Genomic DNA, 11988 nt, shown 5'->3' on the forward strand with positions numbered 1-11988 from the left:
AAAGTGTCTCGCACCGCTTCAATCGTCTCGGCCTTGTCCCTGCTGGGGATCGCGACGCTAGCACGCGCCGGGGCGGCCGAATTGCCTGTGAGCGAAGTCGCGCCGGGAATCTTCGTACACTCCGGGACCATCGCCCTGATGACCCGCGACAACGAGGGCGGCATCGCCAATGTCGGCTTCATCGTGGGCGATAATGCGGTGGCCGTCATCGATACCGGCGGTAGCGTGCGCGAGGGTGAGGCGCTGCTGGCCGCCGTGCGGGCGAAGACGCCCAAGCCGATCCGCTACGTCATCAACACCCACGGCCATCCCGATCATGTTTTCGGCAATGCAGCCTTCGTCGCCGAAAACCCCACCTTCGTCGGCCATCTGAAGCTGCCGCAGGCGCTCGCGACGCGAGGGCCCTTCTATCTCGACAATTTCCGCCGCATCATGGGCCGCGAACTGATCGATCCCGTGAAGATCATCGCCCCGACCCTGCTGGTTTCGGACACGATGAACCTGGATCTCGGATCGCGTCGACTGGCCCTGCGCGCCTGGCCGACCGGGCACAGCGATAGCGATTTGACCGTGCTCGACGAGACGACCAACACCCTGTTCGCCGGCGATCTCGTCTTTCTCCGCCACGTTCCGGTCATGGATGGCAGCATCCGCGGCTGGCTCGATACGCTGACGGGAATGGAGGCGATCCCGGCGTTGCGCGTCGTTCCCGGTCACGGCCCCGTGAGCGACTGGCCTGCCGCGCTGACCGATGAACAGCGCTATTTGACAACGCTGCTGTCCGACGTTCGCGCGCTGAACAAGAAGGGCGAGCCGATTCGAAGCGCCGCCGACAAGGCCGCGGCGGCGGAGCGGCCGCGATGGGAGCTGTTCGAGGACTACAATTCCCGCAACGCAACCGCAGCATTCTCGGAAATTGAATGGGAGTAGCAGGCGCGCTAGGCTGCACCGAACGACGTATCGTCCGCAGGACCATGACCATGACGGTATGCACACGCCGCCTGACCCTCACCGCCCTCCTGCTCGGCTTCGCTCTCGCGGTGCCGGCGCAGGCTGAGGAAGCCAACGATCCCTGGCCGGGCCTGGTGCAGGACATCTTCAGCAACCGTCCGATGAACGACGGCAGCGCCGTCATTGGCATCGAGATGCCGTATCGCGCCGAGGACGCGGCCATCGTGCCGGTGACCTTGCGCAGCAAGCTGTCGCCCGGCGATGCGCGGCGCATCCGCTCGATCACGCTGGTGATCGACCGCAATCCCGCGCCGATGGCGGCGAAGTTCGAGCTCGGACCGGATGCCAATGTCACGGAGATCTCGACGCGGGTGCGCGTCAACAATTACACCGATGTGCATGCGGTCGCCGAGCTCAGCGACGGCCAGCTCTATGTCTCGAAAGTCTACGTGAAGGCCTCCGGCGGCTGCTCCGCACCCGCAGGCAAGAACATCGAGGAAGCCAAGGCCCGGCTCGGCCAGATGCGCTACCGGCGATTCGCGCGCGAGGAGGCGCCGGCGAGCCGCGTGCGCGAGGCGCAGATCATGATCGGCCATCCCAACAATTCCGGGCTGCAGATGGACCAGGTCACGCAGCTCTATATCCCGGCCTTCTTCGTGAACCAGATCAAACTGACGCAGGACGACAGCCCCGTGCTGTCGATGGAAGGCGGCATCTCGATCTCGGAAGACCCCAACCTCCGCTTCACCTATGTCTCCAACGGCGCCAAGCGCTTTCGCGCGGAGGCAAAGGACACGGATGGGCACGTGTTCAGGAACGAGTGGGACGTGGAGAAGCCAGGGACGTAATGAGGCTTGCGCTGACTCCCTCTCCCCTTGTGGGAGAGGGTGGATCGCCGCGATAGCGGCGAGACGGGTGAGGGGTATGTCTCCGCGAACGATACTCTCACACGCCTGAGCACTTGGAGAGATACCCCTCATCCGGCGCTCCGCGCCACCTTCTCCCACAAGGGGAGAAGGGAAGGGCACCTCAAAAACACCTCACCTCGGCTTCCGCCTGCGCGCGCCTCAAATCATTCACCGCCGAGTTCGCCTGCTCCGAGGTGCGGAACTGAACGCCGAGATTGCCGCGCACCTGGGACATGCTGAGCGCGGTCTCCGCGGTGACGTAGCGCGCGTAGGGCATGATCGAAGCCACCACATCAATCGAACAGGAACATTGTTCGATCGACTGCCGGCTCTCGCCATTGGCTTTCATGCAGCCATAGACGTACTCCGCGCGCGCCGATGTCGGATAATCGTTGGCCTCCTCGGCCTGCGCCGCGCACGCAGTCGCCGTCAATACCGTCAATGCGGCGACAATCGGTCGTAGCTGTCCCGCCAGTTTCATGCGCATCCTCCCGCTGGTTGCGGCCCAAGCTATGCTATGCGTATTGTCCTGAAAAGCAGTCTGTCAGAGGAAACGGCTCACAAGGTGATGAGAGCTTCTGGTCGAACATTGGCGCTCGCGGCGACGCTCGCGTTGACCCTTGCCGCACCCGGCCGCGCCGCGGAGACCGTCCGCCTTGCGGTGCAGAAGACCGGAACATTCTCCTGGGAGCTGGCCGCGATCCGCGCGAGCGGCCTGGACAAGGAGGCCGACCTGTCGCTCCAGGTCACCGAGCTCGCGAGCACCGAGGCCGGCAAGATCGCGATGCGCGCAGGCAGCGCCGACATCATCCTGTCGGACTGGCTGTGGGTATCGCGCGAGCGCGCGCTCGGCGCCAAGCTCACCTTCTATCCCTATTCCAGTGCGCTCGGCGCGGTGATGGTGCCGGCCAATTCGCCGATCAAGACGCTTGCGGATCTGAAGGGGCGCAAGCTCGCCGTGGCCGGCGGTGCGATCGACAAGAGCTGGCTGCTGCTCCAGGCAAGCATGAAGCAGGACGGCATCGACCTGAAGTCTGCGGCAACCATCGTCTATGGCGCCCCGCCCTTGATCGCCGCCAAGGCCCTCGACGGCGAGATGGATGCGAGCCTCAATTTTTGGAATTTCTGCGCGCAGCTCGAAGCCAAGGGCTTTCGCCGGCTCGCCGGCATCGAGGACATCCTGCCGAAGCTCGGCGCCAAGGGCGCGGTCGCCGCGGTCGGCTATGTCTTCGACGAGAACTGGGCGGCAAGTCATCGCGACGCCGTGGCGCGCTTCATCGCGATGACGCGCAAGGCCAAGGAGCTGCTGGTGACCTCGGACGCGGCCTGGGACAAGATCGCGCCGCTCACCGGCACGGGCGATCCGGCCATGCTCAAGACCTACCGCGACCGCTATCGCGACGGCATCCCGCGCCGGAGCATTGCCGACGAGGAGGCGGATGCGCGCGTGCTCTACCGCGTGCTGGCGGAGACCGGCGGCCGCGATCTCGTGGGACCGGCGGCCGAGCTCGATCCCGGCACCTTCTATCACGCGGTCCCTGGAGACTGAGGTGCTGCGTCTTCTCTCGTTCGCCCTGCTCCTCGCAGTCTGGTGGATCGCCGCGCTGTTCGCCGGCGGCGCAAAGCTGCCGTCTCCGCCGGCGGTGCTCCAGGTGATGATCGCGGAAGCCGCATCCGGCGCGTTGTTCCTGCATCTCGGCGCGACACTGGCGCGCGTGGCGCTCGCCTTCACATTGGCGATGTCGCTCGGCAGCGCCATCGGCTATCTGATGGGCCGCGTGAAGCTCGCCGACCGGCTCGGCGATCCCTGGCTGATCCTGCTGCTCAATCTGCCCGCGCTGGTCGTGATCGTGCTCGCCTATATCTGGGCTGGCCTCACCGAGGCCGCCGCGATCGCGGCGATCGCCATCAACAAGCTGCCGACGGCCATCGTCACCCTGCGCGAGGGCACCCGCGCGCTCGACCGCTCGCTCGATGAGATGGCGAGCGTGTTCGCGATGCCGCGATGGCGCGCCTTCCGCCACGTCGTGCTGCCGCAGCTCGCGCCCTATATCGCAGCCTCCGCCCGCTCCGGCCTATCGCTGGTATGGAAGATCGTGCTGGTCGCCGAGCTCCTGGGACGGCCGAACGGGGTCGGCTTCGAGATCGGCGTCGCCTTCCAGCTGTTCGACACGCCGCGCCTGCTCGCCTATTCGCTGACGTTTGCCGCCGTTGTGCTCGTCATCGAAACCTTGCTGGTGCAGCCGTTCGAAGCCCGCGCAACACGGTGGCGCCCCCGTGCGGCTTGAGGTCGAGATCACAGGCAAGACGTTCAGGAGTGCCGCGGGCGGAACGCACGAGGTGCTGGCGCCGGTCAAATTCGCGCTGCAATCCGGCGAGGTCGGCGTGCTGATCGGCCCCTCCGGCTGCGGCAAGAGCACGATGCTGCGCATCATCCTGGGGCTCGACCACGAATTTCAGGGGCGCATCGCGCGCCCGCCGCAGGCGCGGATCGGCATGGTGTTCCAGGAGCCGCGGCTGCTGCCGTGGCGCTCCGTCGAGCAGAACGTGCGACTGGCGGCGCCTGATGTCACCGATGCGAAGCTCGCCGAGCTGTTCAGGATCCTGGAGCTGGAGGCGCATCGCAACCATTTCCCCGGCGAATTGTCGCTGGGCCTTGCCAGGCGCGTAGCGCTGGCCCGTGCCTTCGCGGTCGAGCCCGATCTGCTGGTGCTCGACGAACCTCTCGCCTCGCTCGACGACGCGCTCGCCGGCCGCTTGCGCGACGAGATCGCAACGCTGGTGGCGAGCCGTCCGGTCATGACGCTGCTCGTCACCCACAGCCTCGACGACGCGATCCGGCTCGGCGACCGCCTGCTCTTCCTGTCGCCGCGCCCTACCCGCATCGTGCAGGAGGTGCCGATCGCGATTCCGCGCGACGCACGGGGCGAAGCCGAGATTGCGGCAATCAAGGCCGGGCTAGCGCGACGCATCCAAGAGGAAGGCGACGAACGCGCCGGGCGGGATGCCTCATAGGCAATCGCTCGACGCACGTGCTAGATTGGCTCGCAGCGGAGTCTGCTGATGACGCGAACGATCGCCCTGACGGCGCTTGGCCTTGCTCTGCTCGCGACAACATCGCGCGCGCAGGACATGATGCGCGATCTCGATCTGACGTCACCCGCCATGGTCTCCGCCGAGATGAGCCGGCAGGAGGTCGAAGCCACACTAGCCCAAGCGATCGCCGGCGCGCCGGCCGATTTCACCGGCAAGCGGTTATCGGGGCTCGATCTCAGTGGCCTCGACCTCACCAAAGCAATTCTCCGTGCGGCACGGCTCAACAAGACGAAACTCGCCGGCGCCCGGCTCGACGGGGCGATCCTCGATCAGGCGTGGCTGCTGGATGCAGATCTCACGGGCGCGAGTCTGAAGGGCGCCAATTTGTTCGCATCACAGATGGCACGTGCTCGCCTCGACGGCGCCGATCTGACTGGTGCGCGCATCACGGCAGATCTCACCGGCGCAAGCATGGTCGGCACGTCGATTGCGGATGCGCATCTCGGCGCCGACATGCGCAACCAGTCGATGGGGCTGATGCGCGCGGTGCTGAGATCCGCCAATCTGGAACGGCTGAACGCGCGCAACGCCGATTTGTCGCGCGTCGACCTCGAATTCGCGGTCCTCAGGGGCGCCGACCTGAGCGGTGCATCGCTGAAAAATGCCCAACTCGGTGGCGCCGATCTGACCGGCGCCATCGTCATCGACGCCGATTTCGATGGCGCCGATCTCGTCTCGGCGAAGCTGATCGCACCGAACGGCCTTGACCGCGCCAAAAATTTCGACAAGGCAAAGAACCGCGAACGCCTGATCAGGAAATGAAGGCGCGCCTTTGGGAGGACTGGCTGATGCGTTGGGTTCTGGCTTTGATCGCATTGTTGGCGCTTGCCGGCGAAGCCGCCGCGCAGGCCAAGGGCAAGGGCATCCGGCTCTGGAATCTGACGGCGGAGACGATCTCCGGCTTCCAGCTCGCTCCCGCCGGCAAGACCGACTGGGGCCCGAACCAATGCCTGAACGACAAGGACAAGGAGGTCGACCACGACGAACGGCTGCGCATCGTCGGCGTCGAGCCCGGCCGCTACGATGCCAAGGTCGGCTATCCCAGTGGACGCCAATGCGTTGTCCGCGATATCGAGATCAGGGCCGATGCCGTGTTCTCGATCGCGGACAAGGATCTGAAGGACTGCAGCAAGTAGCGCGGCTCTCCGTTGGAGCCTTTATGCCTTGTCGTTCGGGTGCGGGTATTCGCAGCGCCACTTTATCGCGTGCCACTTCGGATGCTCGCCGACCCATTGCGCAATGTAGGGGGGCGCGGCCATCGCGCATTGCCGCGGCGACCCGGAATAGTGGAACACCAGATGCTGCTCCTCGCAAGTCGCAGGCGAGAGCACCGCGCACACAGTCACCACCAGGTCAATCGGGTTCATGCCGGGATCCTCTCGCATGGGCGATCGAGATTAACACGAAAAACTACGTCCCAAGGAGGGGGAAGTTTCAAATCCGGTGTGGAACTCTGCTCTACACCCTCTGCCCGCGCGCAGGAGACATGCCCCACAACTAGAAATTAACGCCAAATACCAATCTGGCCTGGTGGCGCTCGAAATTGACGAGATCGAGATTGGCGGATGATCCGGCCGGACGTCCCCAGGCCTGCATGCTCCAACTCAAGGTCAGCCGCGAGCGCTCGGAAAGCTGGAAATAAGCGGTCGGACCGACGAACAGAGCCTGGCCCGAAAACTCGCCGAGGCCGATGCCTTCGTATTGCCGAAAATAACGCATCTCCCCGCCGAGCAGCACGTTGGGCCTCACGCGGACCAGGCCGGCGAACGCGGCCCCGATCGTCGAGCTCTTCTCGGACAGTCCCGCCATCTCGAAGCGCGCCCATTCCGGTTGATAGATCAGATTGAGCGCAGCAATGGCGAAGTTCGGGACGAGCTCGCGGTCGAAGGCGAGCGTGAACTCGGTGCCGTACATCCGTCCCTTCGCGCCACTGGTCTCGTCGATGCGGTTGCCGTGGAGCTCTGCGGCGACGGTCAGGCCGAATGGCGCCTGCTCGCGGTTGAGCAGGCGATAGCGCAGATCGAGCGAGGCGCCCTGGAAGTTGAACTGGCGGCGGTCGTCGATGTCAGGGACGCCGGTGATGTCGTGCAGGCTGGCGGTGCCTCCGACTTCGACGCGGAAATTCGGCAGCGGTACCACCTCGATCTCGACCTCGTGCTCGAGCGCGCGATAGGTGCCCCTGCCCTTGCCGAAGCCTCCCGTCGTCTGCGTCTGAAACTCGCGCTCGCCGACATTGCCGATATCGGTACCGATCATGAAGCCGAAGATGTGCTCGGTATCGAAGCCTTCCTCAGCACTGACACAGGCCGGAGCGAGCGCGGCCATGCACGCAAGAGCCATCCCGAATTTGCAAGCCCCGCCGCCCATCCCCTGCCCCGAAGGCGTGCGCTGCCTGATGCAGCGCTGACCAGGCGTGAGCCTAACACAGTGCCGCAGAACGCGATTGAGATTTTGATGGAGAGGATTGAAGGTGTGTGCGGCTAACGTCAGCGCCAGAGCACGAGCTCAACCACGGCGGGCGACGGCCCGACACTGCCACGGCTTCGGCGGCGTTTGCCGTCGAAGCCGCGGCAGGTCGTCAGTCTTACTTGCGCGAAGCGCAGGCGTACATGTTGATTTCCATGCCCACCGGCACTTCCACGATCTTCGGAGCTTTCCAAGCCATTCGGGGTCTCCCAAGGTATTGAGCGCGACATCGCGCGGGGCAAAACCTAGGGCTGGGTCCCCCACAGTTCAAGCGCCGTTTCAAATGTCGAACGCATCCGTGTCAATTCTTCGCGGCTGCATTTCTCTCTCGGGCAAAGCCAGTTCGCTCTTGGTCAAGCACGGAGCTGAACAAGATGACTTCGCGCGACACACCGCGCTCGAATCGGCACGACGAGCGCCGCGTCAGCAGTCCTTGCCTGCCGTTTGCGTATTGGGCTTGGCGCCTTCCGCCCGCTCCGCTGCGGTCGGCTGGCTCTGCATCTGACGCTGTGCATCTTCCGACGAGGCTGCCGCGCCGCTGCTGGCGCGGTTCATCGTGCTGGTCGGCGGATGCTGACCCGTTTCACTGGACGAGCTCTGGGACTGTGCCGATCCCACGGTGACCGGACCGGAACCGGCATCCTTGTCGGTGCTGGCGCTGCCGGTGTTGCACGGGCCGGCAATGGCGACGCCCGCGCTCAAGGTCAGGATCGCGCAGGCAGCAAGAACGGAACGTTTCGTGTTCATCTGCTTCTCCTCTTCTCCCGCCGCGCTGCCCCGGCGCCGAGCAGGACATCGCGAGAAGAACAGGCCGCACAGCCTGATGTTCCGAGCTTCGGTCCGGAATTAAGCTCCCGGCAGTGCGGCGCTCAGCGCAGCAGGCGCACCAGCGCGCGGCCGGCCCGTGCGTTCAGCTCCTTTGCATCGAGCGTTCCGTCCTTATCCGGATTGGCCGCGTTGAAGCGCTGCTCCACCACGGCAAGGTATTCGTCCAGCGTCAGGGTCCCGTCGCGATCGGGGTCGGCGGCGGCCAGCTCCTTCGCCGATAGCCGCCCGCGCAACTCACGTGCGTCCAGCGTGCCGTCGCGATCAGGATCGAGCTTGGCGAACAATGCGGTGGCCGCCTTCTTCACCTCCGCGAGATCGAGCGTGCCGTCATTGTCCGTATCGAACATCTTAACCGCGCCACCGGATGCCGCGAAGGCCGGACCGGACAGCAATGCGATCGTGAGAGCAAGCGCAACCGAGTGACGAGACATCATCGAAACCTCCTGAGAACCTCGATTCGAGCGGGATCAAACCGACATAAGTCCGCAACGAGCCCCGGTTCAAGTCGGAAATTACAACCTGCGCGCGCCGCAACTCGCGGAACTCCCGCGTCAAGCTCGTCGCTTTCCGTCTCGACCGCCTCGCACCGCGGAATTTCTCCAGCGCCTGCGCACAAGTGTGAGGGGGTTTGTAAGGTTTCTGTCAGGTGACTGCATCTGCCGTTCAACATATCGGCGTCGCACTTACGACTTTCGTATTGACGCGTTTTGCATTCGGGCGGAGTGTTGCTCCCGCAGCGTCAAAGACGCGCATATTGGGAGGAACGGATGAAACGCCTTGCGATGGCCGCGAGCCTCGTCATGCTTGTATCAACTTGCGCGTATGCACAGACCACCGACCAGCTGGTCAAGGGTGTGACCGATACGTCGAACGTTCTCAACTACGGGATGGGCTACAATCTTCAGCGCTTCTCGACGCTGAAACAGATCAACAAGGATACCGTCAAGAACCTCGTCCCTGTTTGGAATTACTCCTTCAACGACGATCGCAGCGAGGAGTCCCAGCCCATCGTCTATCAGGGTGTGATCTACGTGACCACGCACAATGCGACCATGGCGGTGGACGTCAAGACCGGCAAGCAGATCTGGAAGAGCAAGATCGAATATCCTGCCGAAACGCCCCGGATCGTCTGCTGCGGCATCATCAATCGCGGCGTCGCGATCCACGAAGGCAAATTATTCCGTACGACGCTCGATGCCAACGTGATTGCGATCGACGCGAAAACAGGCAAGGAGCTGTGGCGGCAGAAGGCGGCCGACATCAAGGAAGGCTACTCCATGACGGTGGCCCCGCTGGTCGCCGACGGCGTGGTCATCACCGGCATCTCCGGCGCCGAGTTCGGCACGCGCGGTTTCATCGACGGTTGGGATCCGGCGACGGGCAAGCATCTCTGGCGCACCCATTCGATCCCCTCGCCGGACGAGCCCGGCGGCGACACCTGGAAGGGCGACACCTGGAAGCTCGGCGGCGGCTCGACCTGGATCACCGGGTCTTACGACCCCGAGCTGAACACGATCTATTGGGGCATCGGCAATCCCGGCCCGTTCAACTCGGCAGTGCGCCCCGGTGACAATCTCTACACCTGCTCCGTGCTGGCGATGGATCCCAAGACCGGCAAGATCAAGTGGCACTACCAGTTCTCGCCGAACAACCCGTTCGACTACGACGCCGTGGCCGAGATGGTGCTCGCCGATGTGAACATCGAGGGCAAGCCGACCAAAACGCTGATGAACGCCAACCGCAACGGCTTCTTCTATGTGCTCGACCGCACCAACGGCAAGCTGCTGGCGGCCAATCCTTACGTGAAGGTCAACTGGGCGTCCGGCATCGACATGAAGACGGGACGTCCGATCGAGACTGACGTCTCGAAGGACGCGCGCGAGGGCAAGAAGGTCACGGTCTATCCGTCGATCCTCGGCGGCAAGAACTGGGAACCGATGTCGTTCAATCCGCAGACCGGCCTTGCCTATGCCAACACGCTCGCGTTCGGCGGCAGGTACAAGACCGAGCCCGTCACCTTCAAGCAGGGGGAATGGTATCTCGGCATGGATCTGACCGACCTCTGGGAGTACGGCGACGGGCCGCGCGGTCACCTCAAGGCCATTGACCCCATGACCGGGAAATCGAAATGGGAAGCGCCGAGCGACATTCCGCGCTTCTCGGGCGTGCTGTCGACGGCCGGCGGAGTCGTATTCTCTGGCGCGCTGACCGGCGAGTTCGAGGCCTTCGATGCCGATACCGGCAAGAAGCTCTGGCAGTTCCAGACCGGCTCCGGCATCGAGGGGCAGCCGGTGACCTGGCAGCAGGATGGCGTGCAGTACGTCGCCGTGACGAGCGGCTATGGCGGCGTCTATTCGCTGTTCTCCGGCGACGAGCGGCTGGCCCAGGTGCCGCCCGGCGGCTCGCTGTGGGTCTTTGCAGTCAAGCAGTAGCCAACGGGTACGATGCTGAAAGTGACTTCTCACAAGACGGCGGCGATGATCGCCGCCGTCGCGGTGCTGTCGGTCGCGCTTGCGGCGACCGTTCGCGCCGATGACGCCACCGGCAATTCCATGCAGGCGCAGATCGACCATGGCAAGTCGACCTACGCCTCGAAATGCTCGCACTGCCACGGCCCCAATCTGATGAATTCCGGCACCATCACGCCGGACCTGCGCGCCATTCCCGACGACAAGACGCGCTTCGTCACCACGGTGAAGAACGGCAAGAACAACAAGATGCCGCCCTGGGCCGACATCCTCAGCGACGACGAGATCGGGAATCTCTGGGCCTTTGTCTCCAGCCGGAGAAAGCCATGAGACGTCGGCTCGCCGTCTGGAGCGCTGCCGCGATTCTCGCGGCGGCGCCTCTCGTTGCGCACGCGGCCGAGGATCCGCTGAAGATCTGTCTCGACAAAGACCGGCCGCCGCTATCAGTGCATCAAAAGGGCAAGCCGGATGCGGGTTTCGACGTGCTACTGGCGCAGGCGGTCGCCGAGCGCCTGCGGCGGCCGCTGACGATCCAGTGGTTCGAGAGCAGGCTCGATGAAGATTCCAGCCCGCAGCTCGAGGCCAACGCGCTGCTCTCGGACGGTCGCTGCGCGCTGGTCGGCGGCTACGCACTGACGACGGATTCCCTGGTCAAGCCCGGCATGAAGACGGCGCGCCTGCCGGATTTCGTCGGGGCCACGCGTGACGACAGGCGGCGCCGCGTCGAACTCGGCGTGCTCGCACCGAGCCAGCCCTATGTTTACTCGCCGATGGCGGTGGTGCTCGGGCCGAAGGCGAAGGGGCGCAAGATCGGTGGCATCGGCGATCTCGCCGGCCTTCGCCTCGTCATCGAAAGCGGCTCGCTCGGCGATGCCATCCTGATGACCTTCGACAAGGGGCGCCTGATCGACGACATCACCCACCTCGTCCCCGGCCGCGACGACCTGCTCGGCGCGCTCCAGCGCGGCGACCATGACGCGACGCTGATCGACCTTGCGCGCTTCGACGCCCATCGCGCCGCCCACCCCGATACGGGGATCACCGCGTCCGGCTACTATTATCCGATCGGCGCCAACCGCGGCTATGTCGGGCTTGCCGGCGATCCCGCATTGATCGAGGCCGTGAACAAGGCGCTGACGGCGCTCGCCGCGGAAGGTAAGATCGCCGAACTCGGCAAGCAGGCCGGGCTCACCTATCTGCCGCCGCGCGAGCCTGCGATCCTCGGCGATGTCTGGATGAAGATCATTCAGCGGTGAGATGTCGTCATTCCG

At 64.6% G+C, this 11988-nt stretch carries 16 protein-coding genes; 10 read left to right on the forward strand and 6 right to left on the reverse strand.

The window, feature by feature from the left end; all coding sequences use genetic code 11:
- The first annotated feature begins 3 nt into the window (after window positions 1-3).
- Both BCCGELA001_RS26675 and BCCGELA001_RS26680 read left to right on the forward strand, forming a co-directional pair.
- Window positions 4-930 carry a quinoprotein relay system zinc metallohydrolase 2 gene (locus BCCGELA001_RS26675; RefSeq protein WP_060736684.1) on the forward strand — a complete coding sequence of 309 codons (927 nt, stop codon included), beginning with the start codon at window positions 4-6 and terminating at the stop codon, window positions 928-930.
- A gap of 50 nt (window positions 931-980) precedes the next feature.
- Entirely contained in the window at window positions 981-1799 is an 819-nt protein-coding gene (locus BCCGELA001_RS26680; protein WP_060736685.1) for a quinoprotein dehydrogenase-associated SoxYZ-like carrier, read from the forward strand.
- A gap of 181 nt (window positions 1800-1980) precedes the next feature.
- Here BCCGELA001_RS26680 and BCCGELA001_RS26685 read toward each other — a convergent pair whose 3' ends face one another.
- A complete protein-coding gene (locus tag BCCGELA001_RS26685; protein WP_060736686.1) occupies window positions 1981-2340 on the reverse strand; it encodes a hypothetical protein in 360 nt (119 codons plus the stop codon).
- An 87-nt stretch (window positions 2341-2427) separates the two neighbouring features.
- Between BCCGELA001_RS26685 and BCCGELA001_RS26690 the strand changes: the two genes are divergently transcribed.
- From BCCGELA001_RS26690 to BCCGELA001_RS26710, 5 genes are read left to right on the forward strand one after another with little or no spacing between them, the layout of a single operon-like run.
- The gene (locus BCCGELA001_RS26690) at window positions 2428-3408 is read left to right on the forward strand and encodes an ABC transporter substrate-binding protein (RefSeq protein WP_060736687.1); all 981 of its coding nucleotides are present in this window, start codon (window positions 2428-2430) and stop codon (window positions 3406-3408) included.
- Between the two features lies 1 nt (window position 3409).
- Window positions 3410-4147 (forward strand): ABC transporter permease, encoded by a 738-nt coding sequence (locus tag BCCGELA001_RS26695; protein ID WP_008562479.1) that lies wholly within the window; start codon window positions 3410-3412, stop codon window positions 4145-4147.
- A complete protein-coding gene (locus BCCGELA001_RS26700) occupies window positions 4137-4874 on the forward strand; it encodes an ABC transporter ATP-binding protein (protein ID WP_008562477.1) in 738 nt (245 codons plus the stop codon). The genes BCCGELA001_RS26695 and BCCGELA001_RS26700 overlap by 11 nt, the downstream gene beginning before the upstream one ends.
- A gap of 48 nt (window positions 4875-4922) precedes the next feature.
- A complete protein-coding gene (locus BCCGELA001_RS26705; RefSeq protein ID WP_060736688.1) occupies window positions 4923-5717 on the forward strand; it encodes a pentapeptide repeat-containing protein in 795 nt (264 codons plus the stop codon).
- A 26-nt stretch (window positions 5718-5743) separates the two neighbouring features.
- Window positions 5744-6091: a hypothetical protein gene (locus BCCGELA001_RS26710; RefSeq protein WP_144441484.1), complete on the forward strand. Its 348-nt coding sequence runs from the start codon at window positions 5744-5746 to the stop codon at window positions 6089-6091.
- Between the two features lie 21 nt (window positions 6092-6112).
- On the opposite strand, the gene BCCGELA001_RS26715 is transcribed toward BCCGELA001_RS26710, so the two are convergent.
- The 5 genes from BCCGELA001_RS26715 to BCCGELA001_RS26735 all read right to left on the reverse strand — a co-directional run bounded on the left by BCCGELA001_RS26715 (window position 6113) and on the right by BCCGELA001_RS26735 (window position 8683).
- Window positions 6113-6322 (reverse strand): hypothetical protein, encoded by a 210-nt coding sequence (locus BCCGELA001_RS26715; RefSeq protein ID WP_060736689.1) that lies wholly within the window; start codon window positions 6320-6322, stop codon window positions 6113-6115.
- 130 nt (window positions 6323-6452) lie between these two features.
- Window positions 6453-7322 carry a hypothetical protein gene (locus BCCGELA001_RS26720; protein WP_060736690.1) on the reverse strand — a complete coding sequence of 290 codons (870 nt, stop codon included), beginning with the start codon at window positions 7320-7322 and terminating at the stop codon, window positions 6453-6455.
- Window positions 7323-7539: 217 nt separating this feature from the next.
- Window positions 7540-7620, reverse strand: coding sequence for a pyrroloquinoline quinone precursor peptide PqqA (gene pqqA / locus BCCGELA001_RS26725; protein WP_008562446.1), 81 nt, complete (start codon window positions 7618-7620; stop codon window positions 7540-7542).
- A 224-nt stretch (window positions 7621-7844) separates the two neighbouring features.
- Window positions 7845-8168 (reverse strand): hypothetical protein, encoded by a 324-nt coding sequence (locus BCCGELA001_RS26730; protein ID WP_060736691.1) that lies wholly within the window; start codon window positions 8166-8168, stop codon window positions 7845-7847.
- Window positions 8169-8290: 122 nt separating this feature from the next.
- Complete coding sequence (locus BCCGELA001_RS26735; RefSeq protein ID WP_008569482.1) at window positions 8291-8683, reverse strand: EF-hand domain-containing protein; 393 nt, start codon at window positions 8681-8683, stop codon at window positions 8291-8293.
- 333 nt (window positions 8684-9016) lie between these two features.
- Between BCCGELA001_RS26735 and BCCGELA001_RS26740 the strand changes: the two genes are divergently transcribed.
- From BCCGELA001_RS26740 to BCCGELA001_RS26750, 3 genes are read left to right on the forward strand one after another with little or no spacing between them, the layout of a single operon-like run.
- Window positions 9017-10681 (forward strand): methanol/ethanol family PQQ-dependent dehydrogenase, encoded by a 1665-nt coding sequence (locus tag BCCGELA001_RS26740; protein ID WP_008562442.1) that lies wholly within the window; start codon window positions 9017-9019, stop codon window positions 10679-10681.
- Between the two features lie 12 nt (window positions 10682-10693).
- Window positions 10694-11047 (forward strand): c-type cytochrome, encoded by a 354-nt coding sequence (locus BCCGELA001_RS26745; protein WP_008562441.1) that lies wholly within the window; start codon window positions 10694-10696, stop codon window positions 11045-11047.
- The gene (locus BCCGELA001_RS26750) at window positions 11044-11973 is read left to right on the forward strand and encodes a substrate-binding periplasmic protein (protein ID WP_008562440.1); all 930 of its coding nucleotides are present in this window, start codon (window positions 11044-11046) and stop codon (window positions 11971-11973) included. Before BCCGELA001_RS26745 ends, BCCGELA001_RS26750 begins: the two co-directional genes overlap by 4 nt.
- The last annotated feature ends 15 nt before the right edge of the window (window positions 11974-11988 follow it).

It is taken from the genome of Bradyrhizobium sp. CCGE-LA001, from assembly GCF_000296215.2.
Taxonomy (GTDB): Bacteria; Pseudomonadota; Alphaproteobacteria; order Rhizobiales; family Xanthobacteraceae; genus Bradyrhizobium.